This window comes from Vibrio sp. 2-2(8), assembly GCF_963888495.1.
In the GTDB taxonomy this organism is placed as follows: domain Bacteria; phylum Pseudomonadota; class Gammaproteobacteria; order Enterobacterales; family Vibrionaceae; genus Vibrio; species Vibrio anguillarum.
Map to the genome: position 1 here is coordinate 280,724 of NZ_CAWPJM010000051.1, position 20,149 is coordinate 300,872.

Below are 20,149 nucleotides of genomic sequence, written 5' to 3' on the forward strand. Positions count from 1 at the left end.
GAGGGTAGATCAAAGCGGTTTAGACACTTCATCAACCAAATACAAAATGGATTGATATGGAATGCCGCTGTGGTGCGACAGGCCAATTTCACAGGTACGGCTATTACTGAATCCGCGTTCGCAGTGAGCAGGAACTTGCTCTTTGAGCGGATGAACGGCCGCAGCATTCAGTTCTGGCGTGGTAAAGCCTTTATCGCCCGCCCAGCCGCAGCATTGAATATGCTCTGGCACAATCACTGTGCTGACGCAGGTTTGGGTCAATTTGAGCATGTCGGCTTCCAACCCCATTTTGCGCGCACTACAGGTGATATGCAGCATCACAGTTTCTTCTTTGGCTTTGATCGCTAAAGAATCCAGCAGATACTTATTGACAAAACCGACGGGTTCTAAGATCTCCAGTGGTTTAGTAAATTGTTCAATACTGCGTTTTGCACACGGGCTGGTGTCCATCAATACCGGATATCGCCCTTGTTGGCTAGCTTGCCATAACGCGGCTTCTAACTGCTGCGCTTTGGACTGTGCAAGCTCATTCATTCCCTTGCTGTCATAGGGCATACCACAACATTGGCTGTTGAGCTCGTTAGGTAGGATCACCTCATATCCTGCTTTGTTAAGCAGTGATAAGGTCACTTCGGTTAATGGCCGCTGATCGCCCGCGCTGTTTTGTTGGCCCATATTTCGGCTCGCACAAGAGGGTAGATAGACGACTTTTTTCTCACGGCGCGGCAGGTTTTCTACTGCAATGGTTAAGTTCTGATGATTGGCTTGCGGCAGTTGTGGATACCAAATAGGCGTTTTGCCTTTGCTGAGTTTACGCAAGCCGTTGGTTGCGCCGCCGACTAACTTGTCGCCCAGCCATTTGCTCGCCAATTGGTTGGCACTGAGGCCGATTTTAGCCACGGCTGTGGTGGCGGCAAAGTGATCCGCTGTCCATGTAGCAATGGGGATGAATTTTTGGTATTTCGCGGTGCGCAGCTTTTTCACTAAATCGCCAGTGTTGATACCAACAGGGCAGCGCTCAGCGCATAAGCCAGTTGCGGCGCAGGTGTCTAATCCTTGGTATTCAAAGACTTTTTCAAGCTCAGAAGCTTCTACCGTTTCACCTTGCGCGCGTCGACGTTGTAGCTCGCGGTACAAGACGATTCGTTGACGGGGCGAGAGCGATAGTGTGCGAGATGGACAAACAGGTTCGCAAAACCCGCATTCGATGCAGCGATCGACCAAGGCATCGGCCGCTGGCATCGGCTTTAGGTTAGCTAGGTGAGAACGCGGATCATCGTTGATTATAACGCCGGGGTTGAGCAAGCCTTGTGGGTCAAACAGGGTTTTGATTTGTTGCATTAAGGCGTAACCGTCTTTGCCCCATTCCAATTCCACATACGGTGCCATGTTGCGGCCCGTGCCGTGCTCGGCTTTGAGTGAGCCTTGATATTTCACTGCCACTAGCTCGGCCACTTCATCCATAAATGCGCCGTAGCGGTCGATTTCACTTTGGCTATCAAAGCCTTGTGTAAAGACAAAATGCAAGTTGCCTTCCAGAGCGTGGCCGAAGATGATGGCTTCGTGATAGTGGTAGTGATCAAACAAAGCCTGCAAGTCGCGCACACCATTAGCAAGGCTTTCTACCGGAAACGCCACATCTTCAATGATGACGGTTGTCCCTACTTCGCGCACTGCGCCCACGGCAGGGAACATCCCTTTGCGAATACCCCATAAGGTTGCCACTGTTTTGGTATCAGAGGTGAATGGTACGGATTCGATGATCTGGTAGTCGCTTAGTGCTGCCATCACGGCGCTGCATTGCGAATGAAGGGCCGCGTGATCGCTGGCGTGAGACTCAATTAGCAGCGCCGCGGCTTCTAGATCCAATTGCGCAATAAATGCGGGCATGCCAGCTTTGTCAGCGACAGAGCGCATCGCGCGTCCATCCATCATTTCCACTGCCGCAACTGGGGTTTTGGACAGGGTCGTAACCGCTTGGCTAGCCTGCTCAATATCAGCAAAGACAAGCAGCGCCGAGGCTTTGTGCGCGTGCTCAATGACGGTGTTGTAGGTGATGTCGGCAATAAAACCGAGTGTGCCTTCCGACCCAATCATCAAATGTTCAATAATTTCAATCGGATCAGAGTAATCAACGAGAGCATTTAGGGCGTAGCCAGTGGTGTTTTTTAGGCGATATTTGTGGTGAATAAGCTTTGATAATGTGTGATTTTGCGCCGTTTGTGCATGAAGTTGAGCAATACCTTCAATCAATTCGGGTTTAGCGATTTTGAATGCAGCGATGCTTTCTGGGTTTGCGGTGTCGAGCACGGAACCGTCTGCGAAGACGATCTTCATACTATCGACAGTACGGTAAGAATTTTGCGCGGTGCCGCAGCACATACCACTGGCGTTATTGGCGGCGATTCCACCAATTTTGCAGGTGTTGATTGAGGCTGGATCTGGGCCGATTTTGCGTTGAAAAGGGGCAAGGTATTTGTTGGCATCAGCTCCGATGACCCCCGGTTGTAGGGTGATTTTTTTTCCCTCATCGTGAATGCGATGGCCGCGCCAGTCATCGGTTAAGGCGATCAAGACCGAATCAGAAACTGCCTGACCAGATAAACTGGTGCCAGCGGCGCGAAACGTGCAGTGAACGCCAAGCTCGCGGCAGCTTTTAATGGCAAAAATGACCTCATCAAGGCTTTGTAAGCGCAGCACAATTTTCGGCACCAAGCGATAGAAACTGGCATCAGTGCCATAAGCAAGGCGTTTTGCCTGCTGCGTGATGATGCGCTCAGGGTCGATGCGTGTAGCGAGTTGCGTTTCCAGTTGACGATAGGTGGCGTCTGAAAGAGTGCTGGCCATCATTGTTTCCCATTTTAAATTGAGGTTGTGGATAGGTTAACGTGCGGCTACCGTCGGTTTGTCATCATGAGATTAAAGTTTGACTAACGAGTCTCGTGACAAATCGGCAATGGTTTTCGCTCCGGTTAAGGTCATGGCAACGCGCATCTCTTTTTCATACAAGTCGAGCAAGTTCTCAACGCCGCTTTGACCTTGCGCCGCCAATGCATAAACAAACGAGCGACCCAGCAGCGTGCAGTCCGCGCCCAGTGCCAGCATGCGTACCACATCAAGCCCAGTGCGAATCCCAGAATCGACCAGAATTTTCAGGTCACCCTTCACCGCATCAGCAATTGCAGGTAAGGCTTTGGCGGTTGACAACACTCCATCAAGCTGGCGACCACCGTGGTTGGATACGATAATGCCATCAGCGCCAAATCGCACCGCGTCTTTGGCATCTTCTGTATCTAGAATGCCTTTAATGATCATCGGGCCGTCCCAAAAGTCGCGGATCCACTCTAAATCTTTCCATGAAATGGAAGGATCAAAATTTTCACCAAGCCAACCAATGTAGTCTTCCAATTTAGTCGGCGTGCCACGGTAGGCAGAAATATTGCCTAAATCGTGTGGCTTGCCGAGCAAGCCGACATCCCACGCCCAGCTTGGGTGTTTCATCGCTTGAAACACTCGGCGCATCGCCGCATTAGGGCCGCTCATGCCAGAATGCATGTCGCGGTAACGCGCGCCGGGAACGGGCATATCCACGGTAAACACGAGGTTTTTTACCCCCGCGGCTTTGGCGCGATCCAACACATTTTTCATAAAGCCGCGATCTTTAAGCACGTAGAGTTGAAACCAAATTGGTCGAGCCAGCGCCGCTGATACTTCTTCGATCGGGCAAACCGATACGGTGGACAGTGTAAAAGGAATGCCTTTATTTTCAGCCGCGCGCGCCGCTTGCACTTCGCCGCGCCGCGCGTACATACCAGTTAAACCTACAGGGGCAAGGGCGATCGGCATTGCAAGCTGTTCGCCAAACAGTTGTGTTTCTAAACTGAGCTCTGACATGTCATTAAGCACGCGTTGGCGCAGTGCGATGTCAGCTAAATCCGCGGTATTGCGTGTGAGCGTGTGCTCACCGTATGAGCCACCATCAATATAATGAAACAGAAAAGGAGGCAATTTCGCTTTCGCGGCAGCGCGATAGTCGGTGGAGGCTGAAATAATCATAGATTGAATCCTAATTTGTACAGAGCCGCCGCCTAGCGAGCTCTGCATTTATTACACAAGATTAATGGTTATAAAAACCAAGTTGATACCAAATCACATTACCAAACTTAGGGTTGCGGGGTCATTAGTACATCGGTCATATTAAAGCCGTAAATCACCACTAAACCGATAAGGCCAGTCATCACAAGGTAGTAGAAAGTTGGGATAATGGTTTTGCGCAGCGTCGCTCCTTCTTGGCCCAATAAACCGACCGTTGCTGATGCCGCGACGACGTTGTGAATCGCAATCATATTGCCCGCCGCTGCGCCAACAGCTTGTAGCGCAATGATCATCACACTGGAGATAGAGAGTGTTTGCGCCACTTCAAACTGGAACTGGCTAAACATCATGTTCGACACCGTATTTGAGCCTGCGATGAACGCCCCAAGTGCACCAACGGTGGCACTTAATGCAGGGAAGGCATCACCGACTAAACCCGCGGCAAAATTGGCGGTAGTGACAGGCATGCTCGCAAGCTCTGCGCCATTGACGCCAGAGTTAATAAAAATGCGCACCATAGGGATAGTAAATACCAACACAAAGCCCGCACCGATCAGCGTTTTGCTTGATTCACCGAATGCTTTGATGAGTGGTGTCGCACTGCGTGACTGCAATATTACTGCCAGTAACGCGACAAAAACCAAGATGCCACCGGGAAGATAAAGCGGTTGAATGGCCGTGCTGACGCCCGTTTCAGCCAGAATGTTGTTAAAGGATAGGCTCACTCCAGCCAGCAGTGACTTAAATTCGCTGCTCACACGGCTTGCCACAAGGATAACCGCGAGCAGAACATAGGGAGTCCAAGCCAATGCAAGGCCCATCGGTTTAGCCTTGATCTCTTCAATATCAATTTTTAATGAGCCTAACCACTCTGCGGGCCACGATTTCTCTTCTGGAAAATCCCATTGTGATTTGGGTACTAAAAAGCCTTTTTTCGCGGCCGTGACAACCAGTGCCAAGCTGATCAAGCCACCGATTAATGAGGGAAATTCTGGGCCAAGAAAGACGCCCGTTAGCGCGTAAGGCACAGTAAAAGCCAAGCCAGAGAAAATCGCAAAAGGCAAAATATCTAACCCTTCGGTCCAGCTTTTGTTTTTACCGAAAAAGCGCGTCAACATCATCGCCATTAATACTGGCATCAATGTACCGACTATCGCATGGGTGATGGAGACACTGGCGGTGATTTGCTGTAAATACACATCCCAACTTGAACCGTTGCTGATCAGCGTTTCGGTGATGTTGTGCGTATCTAACCCCTTGTTCACCCCAACAATAATGGGCGTACCCACTGCGCCGAAAGAGACAGGAGTGGATTGGATCATCATCCCCATCAATACGGCAGCCAAAGCGGGAAAGCCAATCGCAACCAGCAACGGAGCCGCGATAGCCGCCGGTGTACCAAAACCAGAAGCGCCTTCAATAAAAGAGCCAAAACACCACGCAATGATAATGGCTTGCACACGGCGATCAGCCGAAACATCAGTAAAACCGTTACGAATGGTGGTGATAGCACCAGTGTGTTTTAAGGTGTTGAGTAGGAATATTGCGCCAAACACAATCCAGAGCACGGAAATCGTGATACCGAACCCTTGCAAAACAGAAGCGAGCACGCGGTTTGCCGACATATCCCAAAATGTGAGGGCGATGGCCACAGTTAATGCAAAGGCCACGGGCATCGCCTTTTTCGCAGGCCAGTTGAGCCCGACTAAAAGAATCGCTGCTACCACAATGGGGGAGAAGGCCACTAGTGCCAGTAAGGTTTCGTTCATTGGATACTTCCTCGTAAAGTGTGCTCTTCGTACTAACTCTAAATAGTAGGATAGTTGAAGAGCAGACATCCTGTAGGGGCTACAGACCTTTCGGCCACGTCGGGTAGCTAAATTATTATATTTGTGATGTTTTTGTTAATTTGGGGTAAATTTACTCCTTTATTTTTTATGGATATAGGGAAATAATGAAAATAATTAATTCCAAAATTGACATAATAAAATGCGAGCAGACGACCTAATATTGTTTTCACAAGTGATGGAACTGGGAAGTTTTAGTAAAGTAGCAGAACAGAATAGCCTTACAAATTCGGTAGTTAGTAAAAGAATGGCTCGTTTAGAAGAAGAGTTAGGCGTGCAGCTATTATATCGAACTACGCGTAAATTAACCCTGACCGAAGCAGGCAAGGCACTGTTACAGGGTGCGAAAAATGTGAAGCTTGCCACTCAAGAAGCCGTCGATGCGGTGGCTGGGTTTGGTGAAAATGTCAGCGGCCACATCAAAATGTCTGTACCCACCATATCAGGCGATCTAATTTTGGCTGACGCGGTTGCGGAATTTTGCAATTTACACCCCGGCTTAACGGTAGACATGTCACTTGATAACCGTTTTGTTGATTTAGTGGAAGGAGGCTTTGACCTAGTGATCCGCACTGGTTATTTGGAAGATTCAAGCTTAATCGCGCGGCATATTTTAGACTCACAGTGGGTTGTGTGCGCTTCTCCCTCTTATATTGCGAAAAATGGAAAGCCGTTAAAACCGGAAGATTTAGTCAACCACAACTGCTTTCAATATGCCTACCAAACCACAGGCGCGAGCGAGTGGGAATTTAAAGGTCGCAAAGGAAACTACATTGTCACAGTGTCGGGCTGCTTCTCTACGGATAATGCCACGGCACTGAGAAAAGCGGCTTTAGGCGGCCACGGCATTGCTTATGTACCGCGCTGTTTGGTTTATCATGATTTTCGGAACGGCCAGCTAGTGGATATTTTCCCGGAACAAGTGGGCAAAAAATTGGGTATATATGCCGTGTATCCCTTTACTCGCCAACCCCCGAATAAAGTCCGCTTGCTGATAGAGCACATCCGCGCCCGCTATTTGACTATTTCACACTATTTTTGAGTGTCGACTTATGTAAAGCATGCCTTCAGTTTATTTTGTAAAGGATGTCTTCGGTCTGTATACCGTTCTGTTCCTCCCCCTTTTAGGGGGAGGTTAGGAGGGTACTGCCAGCAACCAAGAAACACCCCACCCTCCCCTTGAAGGGGAGGGAATCAGTTTCGTGATCGTTGAGAGTGTGCTATTTATTATGATTGGTATGGCTTACTAAAACACTTTTGCCCCATAGTGTTTTAACGTAAATACTCAGTTATGGGGCAGGCCTCAGAATTTAAGATACTTTTTCTTATGATAACTAGCCGTAAATGGTCACATCTCTACTACATTGGTAGCAAAATGATTTTTCCATGTAAGTTCGTAGATTTAGACTCGATTAGCTTGATAGCATCCTGAACCTGTTCCAATGGAATACAACGATCTACATCTAGTTGTATTCCATTGGTGATGAAATGGTCTAGCATTATTGAAAATTTTTCACGCCGGATATCTTTACCAACAGCATTCTCCCAGTAACGTAAGAAAAATGTACTGAAGTCAATGTTTAGGTTCTTCGCATACTCAAAGAAGCGAGGCTCATAGAACTCCAGAGAAAGAGTTCCATAGTTGATATACCGTCCATTATCGCCGATTGTATGAATCAGCTCCGTTCCTTCTTTGCCTCCAATAGCGTCGAATGCAATATTGGGGCTAGGCAAATCAAGTTGCTGTATTTGAGTGAGTAGGTCTACTTTTGCATCTATTACATGGTTTGAATCGTATGGATAATTTTCAGGTTTCGACGTTACGACAATAAGAGTGAACCCTAGCGATGAAGATAGCTGTGCAAAAATTTTACCTATTGAAGAACTTCCAGCGTTGATAATCAGTACATCTTCTTTCTTCAACTGAGCAATTTCGGCGGTTAAAACCCACGCTGTTAGCGCATTTATATACAACTGGCACGCATAGCCGTTGTCCAGATGCGGCGGAATGATGAAGAGGTTATCTGGTGAGACATCTATATATTTCTGCCAAGTACCGCTGGTAGCCACGACAACACTTTGCCCTACCATAAATTCTGCATAGTTGGAGTCGATGATTTGCCCAACAGCTTCAAATCCGGGTACTCTGGGCGGCTGATGACTATGCCTGTATTGACCTACACCATGAATAGACAACAAGTCGCTTGGATTAATATTAGTTGCTTCGATTTTTACTCTGATTTTATCTTCTTCAAGCGAATCCAAAGATACATGTTCAATCGTCAATGAATCTTTCGGTTGACCGAAACAGAGCTGGTGAATTCTTGTGTTTGTAGTGGTGTTAGACATTTTGTGGTTTTTGGTCGATAAATTCTTCAAGTATCATACGTTAAGCTGGCATTTTTATCATAAATGTCCAGCTTTATGCTGACTCTTCTTTGTCGAGTAGACGACACCTGTTACCAAGTGTCGTCCCTCTAAGAACCCAGCGTGCAACTTTCACCGCACTAGGCTCAAGCCTTCACGAAGGCACCAGTTGGCACCCAGCAACTTATAAAGCAGTGAGAGCAGGCTCATGCCAAGAGTTGCGACTTTGCCTCTTTGACTTTCTCTTTGCCAAGTATTCTTGGTGTTGAGGATCAAAAGGTGTAGCGGCACTCCTGATTTTCACATGTCTCTCTATCGGCACAAAGTCCGCTAAGGTACTGGATAGTGAAGGTATTCCAGTTTGTTTTAGGTTTCAGCCAATAATTCCGGGACATGAGAAATTCTTCAGTCACGTTCTAGATTTAGCCGCTTCGTCTAGTGTAAAACACATTTCTGCTGAGTATTTAAAGTGCCCTATAGATGCAAACAAAAAGTTTGGCAGTAAGTTAATCGACATATTGAAAGGGAACCCTATTGGTTATTATAAAAAACTTGGCGCACTAAAACAGGGGGGAGAATACATACTTCCAGCTAACTATAGAGTGCCTAACTTAACAGAAATAGCAGTCCAAACTAGGTCTAAAGGTATGAGTTTTGGTTTTGCGGATAATGACTTGCTTCTACACTCGGATGGCAATGCATGCTGTGCTGCTTCAAACTTGTATTTAGAAAATGCTAATTATTTCACGGCTAACATCGTCTCATTAGCAAAATCAAAGTCTATAGGCGAAAAGTTATATTTTGAAGATTACCTATCTGGGTGGGTCCCCAATAGTGCGATATCTACCTATCTAAATTCAAAGGCTCGACTTTCAATTATAGACACAGCCCAACCCGAATGGTTGAGCTATCTCCGAGAGATGTGGGCTGGAAAGTTAGGTGTTTACAATCCCGAGTATTTCGATGGTATTGAAAAAACAAATGAAGTGGATAACTATGATTTACCTGTTTTTGTTAGAACAGTTTCAAAATACTCTGATATACGTGATCTGAATAATCAATATATTCAATCGACTTCGAAATCATGCAATATCTTGAGTAAAAGAAAGCAGTTAAGTGAAGTGTCAGTTCTTTAGCGCGTTATGTAATACATGGCTCTATCATCGGGATTTTTGGTACCCTTGAAGAGTGAGCCTCATTATTTCTTATTATGCCAAAGACCTATATTTGTTTTTACTCTAACTTGTTTCTGTCCAATTATATGCTCTAGAGTGGAAGCTGATACCGTTCTGTTCCTCCCCCTTTAAGGGGGAGGTTGGGAGGGGGTGCTGCCAGAAACCAAGAAACACCCCACCCTAACCCTCCCCTAAAAGGGGAGGGAATTAGTTTCGTGTTTGTTGGAGTTGTACTAATTGTGGAAAAGGAGGCCGTTTAGGGCTGAAAGGTTTATGGGGCTTGTTTTGAATTATGCGGTTTTAAAATGTCAGCCAGCACGGAAAATGGTTTGGGTACTGGCTGAATTTTCGTGGTTAAACGATTTTAGGTTGGCCGTCGGAAGCGGTAGCGCCACCATCGACGGGTAAATTGACACCATTGATAAACGATGCATCGTCGCTGGCTAAAAAGGCCACTGCGGCGGCAATTTCGCTCGGTTCTGCGGCGCGTCCTAGAGCGATGCGCTCGTTAAATTTATCTCTAATCTCTTGCGACCAACCATTGGTCATATTGGTTTTAACTAAGCTTGGGCACACGGCGTTAATTCGCACGCCAGCGGCACCGTGGTCTAACGCCATGGCGCGAGTGAGGTTGACTACCGCGCCTTTACTTGCGCAGTAAAATGCGGCACCCCAGTCGCCACCTAAGCCAGAGACTGAAGCGGTGTTGACTATGGTCCCCTGCGTTTTTAGCAGTTCAGGTAAGGCAAATTTAGAGCAATACACGACGCCATCAATATTCACCGCTGATATTTTCTTCCAATCTTCAATACTGCTTTCTAAGACGGAGCCGGGGATGTGGATGCCCGCATTGTTGACTAAAATGTCGAGTTTACCGAAGCGTGATACGGCGCTATCGATCATGGCTTTTACTTTTTTAGGATCGGAGACGTCAATCACTTGCGCCGCGACGCGTGTTGAGTCAAAAGTTTCGATGGCGGTGGCGAGCTGCTCTTCATTCCAGTCGGCCAGTACTACATTGGCCCCTTCATCATATAAACGCTGTGCTATCGCAAAGCCGATGCCGTTGGCAGCACCCGTGACTAAAGCGACTTTATGGGTTAAACCATTCATATTGTTTCTCCTTCGATATGCTCAAAAATTGGATCTCGATTTTCTTGTGTTCTGGGTAGCATCAACTTGTAGTTGTCGCTGTAATCAACGGGGATAGCGATGACAGCAGGTCCTTGAGTTTCCATGGCTTGATGCAGCATAGGCATCAGTTGATGACGTTCGGTCACGGCAAAGCCTTGCGCGCCAAATGATTCGGCATACGCTTTAAAGTCTATCGGGCCAAATTTTATTCCGGACGGGCGTTGATACTTTTTCATCTCTTGTATCTCGACCATGTTGTAGGCGTTATCGACCCAGATGATATGTACAATGTTGCATTTTAGGCGGACGGCAGTTTCTAACTCCATGCTTGATTGCATGAAGCCGCCATCACCAGAAACAGAGACCACTTTGGTGCTGGGTTTAAGCAGGTTTGCACCAATCGCCCAAGGTAGGGCAACGCCCATGGTTTGCTGACCATTTGAAATCAGCATTTGACGGGCGCGAAAACAGCTTAAATAGCGCGCAATCCAGATATGGAAGCTGCCCATATCCAGACACAAAGTGGTGTCTGGGGTAATAATGGATTGCATCGCTTTGATTAAGGTTAATGGATGAAACCCATGCTGAGATTGACGAGTAGGGTAGGATTTTATTATCTGCCGCTGTTGCGCCACTTCCTCTAAAATCGATAAGGCTTTGGGAGAGAGGCGTGCGAAATTGGTGACACAATCGGTCATATCATCCAGTGATTGAACGATGTTGCCGACAATTTCTACGCAAGGTTGGTAATTGAGCTGATACTCTGCTGGTTCAATGTCTAAGTGGATGATTGGGGACTGTTTTGCGTTCCAAAGCTCTGGGTCGTACTCGATAGGGTTAAAACCAATAGTGACAATCAGGTCAGCATCTTGCAGCAATACATCTCCGGGCTGATTGTTAAATAAACCTACGCGGCCAGCGAAATGGTGATAATAGTTAATATCAACTGCTCCAGCGGCTTGATAGGTTCCGACTACAGGCAGTTGAGTGGTGCGCAAAAAACGGCTGATGGCTTGAGCATTTTCAGCGCGACTGGCGTGTAAGCCGAGTAAGACGACGCAGCGCTGTGACTGCTCGATTCGGGTAATGGCTTCTTCGATCGCTTCTGGGTTGGCTTGGCTTGAATGAACATTACGTGATGGAACAATAATATCGGTGAGAGTGTGGTCGGATAACACATCTTGGGGAATGCTAACGAAACATGCCCCCGGTCGGCCTGATTCTGCCGTGCGAAAGGCATTTGCCATCACTTCGCTGGCGGCATCAACATGTTGAATTTCTGCACTGGATTTTGTGATAGAGCGGAAAATACTGACGGTATCCATACTCTGGTGCGTTTGCTTTTGTTGGTCTGCGCGTTTGACCGCGCCGCCGATAGCGACCAGCGGGTCACCTTCTGAATTGGCAGTGGCAACCCCTGAAACCAAGTTGCCACAGCCCGGGCCTGAGGTCACCATGGTGACTCCGGCTTTGCCGGTTAAACGGCCGATGACGCCGGCCATAAAGGCCGCATTGGCTTCGTGACGCACTGGGATCATTTGAATATTGGTGTCTTCAATGGCGTCAAATAACCGATCAATTTTGGCCCCCGGAATGCCAAAAATATAGCGGACACCCAAAGATTCCAGCTGTTGAGCGATTAATTGAGCGCCATTTCTAGTGGTAGGTTTTGTATTCATTTTTATACCCTTATTGTTGACTGACGTTGACACTTCTTGACGAAGTGGTGGTGCTATCTGGCGGCTTTTTTCAATTCAATTCTTTTTCTCCTGTTCAGCGCTATTTTTCCGCTTTTTCAATCGCGGTTCGGATGTCATTGGGAGCTAGGTTGGCTTTAAGGAAATCTAGCGAAGTCGGGGTATCAATTACCAAGCGCGATACTTTGCCAATTTGTAAAAAGCCCGACGAAATAGAGTAGTCCTGTATGTGGCCGCCGCCTTTTCTATCTTCGGTAATGAAATGTTCGTGATACCCCGGAACGTTAATACCTGTGGTGTATTGCGGGCTTCTAAAACCGGCGATAACGCCTTGTTTGAAGGTGAAATTAAATGTGGGCTGCTCTTTTACAACATCCAACATTGGGCGAAATGGGCGAGTTTGACGCGGCACGGTACGCGTTCTGACAAACTGATATAAACCGTCAATGCGTACTGCGCAGAAAATATTGTCACTGGGTACTAGCTCATCAATCAGATGATGAACGTCAGCACGAGACATTTTAGAGGTGATGGGAACTTCGACATCAGGAGTGAAAAAAGTCATGACGGCGAAGGGAGTTTGCTGCGCTAAGTGTGCGGGGTTAGCCGAACCATCGGCTTTTAATTGGAAAACTTCTTTATCAAACGCAATGAGCTCGCCGTCTAATTGATTGAATGTGCCCAAGCCAAAATCGCCATGTTGCAGCAGTTGTTCAACCGTTGTTGCGCCTTCATAAACGCCAGCAATCAACGCACTCATCAACGAAGTTTGGTAAATCTCTCCATCCCCCGTTACATGATGATATTCAGCAAACTCTTTTGCTACATCGAGAGAACAAGCACAAAGCGGAGTGTAGAATCCACGCATGAGAATAACCATTTATGCAATAAAGTGTATATTTAGATTGACTTCTCCACGTGGCTAAATCCAATATAAATAAGATTTATTTCTATATGGAAAAGATATGGAGTTTCGCTATCTCAAGTATTTTGTGGCGGTGGCACAAACGCGCCATTTCACACGAGCGGCTGAAGTGTTAGGTATTGCTCAACCACCGTTGAGCCAACAAATAAAGAAATTGGAGCATGAGCTCGGTACGCTGTTATTCAAGCGTTTACCACGTGGGGTAGAGCTGACCGAGGCTGGGCAAATGTTTTATGTCGATGCGGTTACCATCTTAAATGATGTGGATCGAGCGAAGGCGAAAGTAAAACAGCTGGCGCGTGGAGAAAAAAATGAAGTGCGGATGGGCTTTGCGACTTCGGTTGCGATGAATACCCAAATATTATCCCGAGTGCGGGAGATAAGGGACAATTTTTCAAACGTGAATCTCACTGCGGTTGAGCAAGCGATGCCAGAGTTGGTTGAGCAGCTGAAAGCTAAGCAGTTGGATATAGCATTGGTGCGTTTACCTTGTTATGCCAGTGAGTCTTTACAGCGGGTGGTTTTATTTGAAGAGCCTTTTGTCGCGGTGATCCCTTTAGGGCATCCATTGGCTGGAAAAGATCGCCTTACTTTAGCTCAGTTAAAAAATGAGTACGTTTTGTTGTTTCCTCGTGAAACGGGGCCAGCATTGCATGATGGTATGAAAGCGCTGTTTGACGATGTGGGCATCCGTGTCGATCGACGTTTTTCGGCTCCACAGTTGAGGTCTATGGTTGCAATGGCTCAGGCGGGATTTGGCGTAGCTGTTGTACCCCAATCACTGGCTGAACATATCGATGATTCTGCCGTGATCACTCCTATCGAGGAGATGCCTTTTAACAGCCAAATTGCGGTGCTTTGGGAAGCCAGTAACTTAAATAAGCATGTGCTTAAGGTGGTGAAGGCATTAAGTCACCAAAAATAACATCCCCAGCATGATGATACTGGGGATGAAGCGTGTCAGAGTGGTAAGGTTAATCAGGCTTACTTAGCGAGTTGAATGCAAAAACTCCACTGCTTTATCGGGATAGTCCGTAAATAAACCATCTACTTTTACAGTGTTGTAGAACACATCGAGCATCCCATCAAAGCTGTCGGCATAAGGTGCAATGCGATCGGGTTCTGCGCGGAAGGTATAAGGGTGAACGACTAATCCGGCGGTTTTAGCGGCTTTCATCAATGGCTTGATGATGATGTTTTCTTTGGTTGAAGCGTCGTCAACCAACATAGGTTTCCACGGGCCAATGCCATCGGCGTAGGTAGCGACTTGCTTCATGCCGTTTGCTTCGAACATCCAATCATAGCTGTATGGCTGTGCTTGGTCGCCATCATAGATCATGGTCTCATTCCAATCGGTGTAGGCCATCAATTGAACCAGTTTGAGGTCCATGTTCATTGCTGGAAGCAGTTCATCATTAATGCGTTTTAGCTCGATAGGATCAAAACATTGCAGATAAACGTTCGACTCTTGACTGTCGTAACCATATTCCTTCAACATTTTCAGCACCGCTTTACTGATGTCTTTCCCTTCATGGCGGTGGAACCAAGGCGCTTTGATTTCTGGATAAATACCAATATCGTAACCGAGCGTTTTGTTCAGCCCTTGGATCAGCTCGATCTCTTCCGCTAAGGTTGGGACGGTGAAGTCTGATTTCCAAAGAGGGAAACGGTTGGGGAAACCAGCGGTTTTATTGCCTTTGTCATCGATATTAAAACCTTCAGTTACGCGCAGGCTTTTGATCTCTGCCAGCGTAAAATCGATGGCGTAATAGCGGCCATCACCACGTGCGCGGTCAGGGAAACGCTCTGCAACGTCAGTGACGCGGTCAAGGTAGTGATCGTGTAGAACCACCAATTGGTCATCCTTGGTCATCACGACATCTTGTTCAATAAAATCAGGCTTCATGCCGTAAGCAAGCGCTTTGGCTTCAAGGGTATGTTCAGGCAGATAACCGGAAGCGCCGCGATGGGCTATCACCAATGGTTCTGCTTGAACCCACGCCGAGCTAGCTAAAGTAGCCATGGAAAGTGCGAGTAGTGTCAGTTTCATGTTGTTATCCTTAAAAGTTCCCCCTGACGTTGCAGGGGGAGAGTTTTGATTCAAAGTGAACAGTGCGTAACGCAAATTCAACACATTTAGGTGTCAGATTTATGATGGCGTTGACGCTTTTTCTTCCGCAAGTCTGTCTTTTTCTTTATGGTGAGCGCGCTCGCCAATGTAGGCATACAGCAGACAAAGGATAGAAATACCGCACGAAGCGACTAGGATCATAAAGCCGCCATCCCAACCAAAGTGGTCAACGGTGTAACCCAATACCGCATTTGCCGCTACTGCGCCGCCGAGATAACCAAACAAACCTGTTAAACCAGCTGCGGTACCTGCTGCTTTTTTCGGAGCCAGTTCCAGTGCGTATAAACCAATCAGCATTACTGGGCCATAAATTAAGAAACCAATCGCAACAAGAGCCGCCATGTCGATACCTGGGTTACCGGCAGGGTTAAACCAGTAAATGAGTACCGCAAAGGTAACAAGAACCATGAATAAGATGCCCGCAGGAGCACGACGGCCTTTGAATACTTTGTCGGATATCCAACCACACAATAGCGTTCCCGGAATACCTGCCCACTCATACAAGAAGTACGCCCAAGAAGATTTATCAACGGTGAACTCTTTGGCTTCTTTCAAATAAACAGGAGCCCAGTCCAATACGCCATAACGAATGAGATACACAAAAGCGTTGGCAATAGCGATAGACCACAACAATTTGTTAGAGAAAACGTACTTAAAGAAGATTTCCTTCGCGGTCATCTCATTCTCATGAGATTTATCGTAGTCGTCTGGGTAGTCATCTTTATACTCTTCAATCGGTGGTAAGCCACAAGATTGCGGCGTATCGCGCAGCGTCATCCAAATGAAAATGGCAACTAAGGTCGCAAAAAAGGCAGGAACGTAAAATGCGGCGCGCCAGTCATCGTTAAATGCCCAAAGACCAAACAAGAAAAGGGGACCAATTAAGCCACCGCCGACGTTGTGGGCTACGTTCCATACAGAAACAATTTCCCCACGTTCTTTACGTGACCACCAGTGAACCATGGTACGGCCACAAGCAGGCCAGCCCATACCTTGGAACCAACCGTTTAAGAACAGCAAAATAAACATCGCAGTAATGCTGCCTGTTGCCCACGGCATAAAACCGAAACAGAACATCACTAACGCAGACATTAAAAGGCCTGCACTTAAGAAGTAGCGTGGGTTAGAGCGGTCAGAAACGCTCCCCATTAAGAATTTAGATAAGCCATAAGCAATCGACACAGCGGCAAGAGCTACCCCGAGATCACCGCGGCTAAAACCTTGGTCAATCAAATAAGGCATCGCCAAACTAAAGTTCTTACGAACAAGGTAGTAGCCTGCGTAGCCGAAGAAAATACTGATGAATAACTGCCAGCGCAAGCGGCTATAAGTGCTATCTAGCCGCTCAGTAGCGAGCCTCTCGATATGCGCTTGGGGTTTAAAGATACCAAACATAGTTGACCTCATTAATGTAGTGCGATGGTTCTAAAGCTCGAACGATAAAAAATGTTTCATTCGAAAGAGAACGGCATTGTCGTGTGCAACTGAATGTATTTCTGTGACAAATGTTACAAGGGAATTAATTTGTGCATAAAAACAAATGATTAGTTTTCATTTTTTCATGGTTAGTGCCATTAAATTGAGATGTAATCGTTTTCACTTTTGTTCGCGAGATGTTTGTTTTTGGTTGTTTTGTCGTCAATTAAATCGCAGATAAGGAAAGTTGGCAAAAATTGTTAAACCATGAAGTCACTCGAAACTCACTGTGAGTTCAATGATTCATATCCTTTTTGATTGGAAAGAGAGTGGCAAAATAAGCAAATAGTCCAGTATTCCTACCCAGATTTGACACTGTCTATTGATAATTCTTGCTAGCTTTGATTGGCAATTCATGTGTTACAGAGTGTCGTTCTGTGGCATTGATGCTAATAATACAAAAAGGAAGAATGATGAATAATTTTAATAAAGTCAGTGTATTGGGTTTGCTTTCATTGAGCGGATTGCTTTCTGCTCATGCACAAGCTCATGGTTGGGTTGAATTTCCGAGCGCGCGGCAAAATACCTGTTACTTAGATGGTGGTTTTTGGAGTAATACGATCCCTAATGCAGCATGCCAAGCGGCTTTTGATCAGTCCGGAGCTTATCCTTTTGTACAACGCAATGAAGTTGCGGCCAATGTGGCAAATTATCGTGACATGGCTCATGTTCAAGCTGTTGTTCGCGACGGCTTGTTGTGCTCCGCAGGCAGCAACGCGAAAGCAGGGTTAGATGTTGCTTCACCTCATTGGCAAAAAACGGCCGTGAATTTAGACGCTAATCAACAAATCGAATTAGTCTTTAATGCTACCGCGCCACATAACCCCTCTTATTGGGAGTTTTATCTCTCTAAACCTACTTATACCGGTGAGGCCCCATTAACTTGGGATGATCTGGATCTTATTGATACCAAAGGTAATATCACCGTGGGGACGGATAAAAAATATCGCATCAAGATTACCCTGCCTGCCGATAGAAGTGGTGATGCTGTGCTTTATACTCGCTGGCAACGTATTGATGCCGCGGGCGAAGGTTTTTATAACTGCAGTGATATTAGTTTTAGCGGTGGTGGATCAAATCCAACGGATCCGACAGACCCATCAGAACCTGCGCAGAATCTCAGCGATCTTGGTGGTTATCTTTCACAAGGTTTCGGTCCTGTTGAATCTGGCGATACGGTTCGTTTGCGTACCTTCGATGCCAATGGCAATGAAACGACCGATATCAGCTTAGCGATTTCAGCCAATAATACAGCAACGTGGCCAGCGGAAATGGCAGGTCAGTTTAACCAAGTGAAAAAAGGGGAGTGGTTTATTGGTATTTGGCACCAAGAAATGAATCACTATATGTACGATAGCCAGAATGTGTATGCTAACCGTGTGTTTGCTCCAAACGCGACTTACAGTTATCAGCTTTCTTTGCTAAAAGAGGAAACGCCACAGCCACCTGTTCCCGATAATGCTTGGAATGCGACTAAAATTTATACGTCCGGTGATGTCGTTATGCACAAGCAGCAAACTTGGACCGCACAGTGGTGGACAAAAAATGAAGAGCCCGGAACTACGGGTGAATGGGGTGTATGGCGATAGTATTAAATAGCTATAGTATCGAGTAGTAAAAAGAGGGCATGGCCTCTTTTTACTCTCTAACTCTGGTTTAATAATGGCTTATGAGATGAGGTTATTCACACAATTTGCCTTGTTTTGCTGGTTGGGTTAACGAGTAATCACCTTCTAAACTGCGATAGATTATCGCATTCCAAATGCTGCCATCATCCATTTCAAACTCAATGGCATAATTCACCCCGTTAACCACTTGTGAACGGACATCGATAATGTCTTTTAATTGTGCGTTGCTCTCCATTTGTGCTAAAGCGCTCTTCAACGCTTCTTTAGCTTCGTCGGTAATTTCTGTCGCTTGCCAACCTCCCGGCATCAACTCGCTTGCACAGATGGGTGACGGTACGGCATCTGTTTCCGTCACCATCACGGTGGGCTCTAGAGCCTTAGTACTTTCTGTTTGTGTTTGTTGATCACACCCCGCTAACGCGAGCAAACCAAATAGAGGTAAAAGAAATCGTTTCATTGAGTTGTCCTTTGTTTTTAGAAAAGCAGAAAGGGTTAATCTGAGGAGTTCATATTAACAATTGTGGTGTGAGGAGTCCGTCAAGCTCTGTTAGGTGCGTGATAAATTATGATGATATTTTCTGACAATAAAACGCTATTACTATTTCTTACCAATACTGTCAGTTTTTAACCATAAATAACAAAGCCATTTCAACGTTAGGCTAGGTGTGATGCTCATAAAAAATGCATTACATGACTGTGTGTTTTTATGCCTAGAAAAGTGATCAAGGTTGCAGAGTTGTAAGCTGATCGGCGATAAATTTTACAAATTGATTTCCATCAAAAAAGTGTGGTTTTTATGTGCTACTGTGCGCGCAAATAAAAACTATTACCCCGCCCTACAAAAAGGAAATCACAATGAAAAAAACACTTTGCGGCCTTGCCGTGCTTTCTGCTCTTGTTTCTACGAATGTTTTTGCCCACAAAGAAGGTGACTTTATTGTGCGTGCCGGTCTTGCCGCTGTGGTGCCCAATGATAGCAGCGATGGTATTTTAGGCTCAAATGAAGAGCTTGCTGTGGACTCAAACGTTCAGCTTGGCTTAACAATAGGCTATATGATCACCGACAATATTAGCTTTGAAGTGTTAGCGGCTACACCTTTTAGCCATACTATTTCAACCAATCTTTTGAACTTAGGTGACATTGCTGAAACAAAACATCTACCGCCAACTTTTATGTTGCAATACTACTTTGGTGAAGCGTCATCGAAATTCCGTCCTTATGTTGGAGCGGGCATTAACTACACCATGTTCTTCGATGAAGGTTTTAACAGTACGGGAAGTGGTGCAACCTTAACGGATCTCAAACTCAAAGATTCTTGGGGTTTAGCGGCCAATGCTGGTTTTGATTATATGCTCAACGAACAGTGGTTTTTGAATGCATCAGTTTGGTATGCCGATATTGAAACTGAAGCGACTTATAAGTATCAAGGTGTCGAGCAGAGAACTGATGTGACCATTGATCCTTGGGTATTTATGATAGGCGCTGGTTATAAGTTTTAGTGGTAGCAAGGTGATTAATAGAAGGCAGCGAGCGCTGCCTTTTTCAATTGTCACCCCTAAACCACCGCCTTGGGCGGTGGTGATTGAACCTTGGGGCTATTGCCCGCAGAAGTGCCCATGTTAGAAGTAAACCTCTTATTCACCACAAGTAAGAGGAAACAAAAAACATGGGCG

15 protein-coding genes are annotated in these 20,149 nt (G+C 46.3%); 5 read left to right on the forward strand and 10 right to left on the reverse strand.

What is annotated here, in order from left to right; translation table 11 throughout:
• Positions 1–9: 9 nt before the first annotated feature.
• The 3 genes from AACV12_RS14010 to AACV12_RS14020 form a co-directional block, all read right to left on the reverse strand.
• A complete protein-coding gene (locus tag AACV12_RS14010) occupies positions 10–2,850 on the reverse strand; it encodes an FAD-binding and (Fe-S)-binding domain-containing protein (protein WP_445286171.1) in 2,841 nt (946 codons plus the stop codon).
• A gap of 69 nt (positions 2,851–2,919) precedes the next feature.
• Positions 2,920–4,056, reverse strand: coding sequence for an FMN-dependent L-lactate dehydrogenase LldD (lldD, locus tag AACV12_RS14015; RefSeq protein WP_170900563.1), 1,137 nt, complete (start codon positions 4,054–4,056; stop codon positions 2,920–2,922).
• A 107-nt stretch (positions 4,057–4,163) separates the two neighbouring features.
• Complete coding sequence (locus AACV12_RS14020; RefSeq protein WP_170900565.1) at positions 4,164–5,864, reverse strand: L-lactate permease; 1,701 nt, start codon at positions 5,862–5,864, stop codon at positions 4,164–4,166.
• Between the two features lie 220 nt (positions 5,865–6,084).
• Between AACV12_RS14020 and AACV12_RS14025 the strand changes: the two genes are divergently transcribed.
• The gene (locus tag AACV12_RS14025) at positions 6,085–6,984 is read left to right on the forward strand and encodes a LysR family transcriptional regulator (RefSeq protein WP_013868134.1); all 900 of its coding nucleotides are present in this window, start codon (positions 6,085–6,087) and stop codon (positions 6,982–6,984) included.
• A 317-nt stretch (positions 6,985–7,301) separates the two neighbouring features.
• On the opposite strand, the gene AACV12_RS14030 is transcribed toward AACV12_RS14025, so the two are convergent.
• Entirely contained in the window at positions 7,302–8,291 is a 990-nt protein-coding gene (locus tag AACV12_RS14030; RefSeq protein WP_170900567.1) for a zinc-dependent alcohol dehydrogenase family protein, read from the reverse strand.
• 536 nt (positions 8,292–8,827) lie between these two features.
• On the opposite strand from AACV12_RS14030, the gene AACV12_RS14035 reads away from it, so the two are divergent.
• Entirely contained in the window at positions 8,828–9,445 is a 618-nt protein-coding gene (locus AACV12_RS14035) for a hypothetical protein (protein WP_170900569.1), read from the forward strand.
• A gap of 393 nt (positions 9,446–9,838) precedes the next feature.
• On the opposite strand, the gene AACV12_RS14040 is transcribed toward AACV12_RS14035, so the two are convergent.
• From AACV12_RS14040 to budA, 3 genes are all read right to left on the reverse strand, one after another.
• The gene (locus AACV12_RS14040; RefSeq protein ID WP_170900571.1) at positions 9,839–10,597 is read right to left on the reverse strand and encodes an SDR family NAD(P)-dependent oxidoreductase; all 759 of its coding nucleotides are present in this window, start codon (positions 10,595–10,597) and stop codon (positions 9,839–9,841) included.
• Positions 10,594–12,297, reverse strand: coding sequence for an acetolactate synthase AlsS (gene alsS / locus AACV12_RS14045; RefSeq protein ID WP_170900573.1), 1,704 nt, complete (start codon positions 12,295–12,297; stop codon positions 10,594–10,596). The genes AACV12_RS14040 and alsS overlap by 4 nt, the downstream gene beginning before the upstream one ends.
• 100 nt (positions 12,298–12,397) lie before the next feature.
• Positions 12,398–13,195 (reverse strand): acetolactate decarboxylase, encoded by a 798-nt coding sequence (gene budA, locus AACV12_RS14050; RefSeq protein WP_069212237.1) that lies wholly within the window; start codon positions 13,193–13,195, stop codon positions 12,398–12,400.
• 85 nt (positions 13,196–13,280) lie between these two features.
• On the opposite strand from budA, the gene AACV12_RS14055 reads away from it, so the two are divergent.
• Positions 13,281–14,165, forward strand: a complete 885-nt coding sequence (locus AACV12_RS14055; RefSeq protein ID WP_170900575.1) for a LysR family transcriptional regulator — start codon at positions 13,281–13,283, stop codon at positions 14,163–14,165.
• Positions 14,166–14,228: 63 nt separating this feature from the next.
• Here AACV12_RS14055 and glpQ read toward each other — a convergent pair whose 3' ends face one another.
• On the reverse strand, positions 14,229–15,290 hold the full coding sequence (glpQ, locus tag AACV12_RS14060; protein ID WP_026028651.1) for a glycerophosphodiester phosphodiesterase: 1,062 nt from the start codon (positions 15,288–15,290) through the stop codon (positions 14,229–14,231).
• A 99-nt stretch (positions 15,291–15,389) separates the two neighbouring features.
• Positions 15,390–16,766 (reverse strand): glycerol-3-phosphate transporter, encoded by a 1,377-nt coding sequence (gene glpT / locus AACV12_RS14065; RefSeq protein ID WP_026029046.1) that lies wholly within the window; start codon positions 16,764–16,766, stop codon positions 15,390–15,392.
• Positions 16,767–17,260: 494 nt separating this feature from the next.
• Between glpT and AACV12_RS14070 the strand changes: the two genes are divergently transcribed.
• Positions 17,261–18,436, forward strand: a complete 1,176-nt coding sequence (locus AACV12_RS14070; RefSeq protein ID WP_094149570.1) for a lytic polysaccharide monooxygenase — start codon at positions 17,261–17,263, stop codon at positions 18,434–18,436.
• A 91-nt stretch (positions 18,437–18,527) separates the two neighbouring features.
• Here the strand turns inward: AACV12_RS14070 and AACV12_RS14075 are convergent, their stop codons facing one another.
• A complete protein-coding gene (locus tag AACV12_RS14075) occupies positions 18,528–18,932 on the reverse strand; it encodes a cystatin domain-containing protein (RefSeq protein ID WP_017047402.1) in 405 nt (134 codons plus the stop codon).
• A 398-nt stretch (positions 18,933–19,330) separates the two neighbouring features.
• Here AACV12_RS14075 and ompW point away from each other — a divergent pair, with 398 nt between their 5' ends.
• On the forward strand, positions 19,331–19,975 hold the full coding sequence (gene ompW, locus AACV12_RS14080; protein ID WP_026028654.1) for an outer membrane protein OmpW: 645 nt from the start codon (positions 19,331–19,333) through the stop codon (positions 19,973–19,975).
• Positions 19,976–20,149 lie beyond the last annotated feature (174 nt).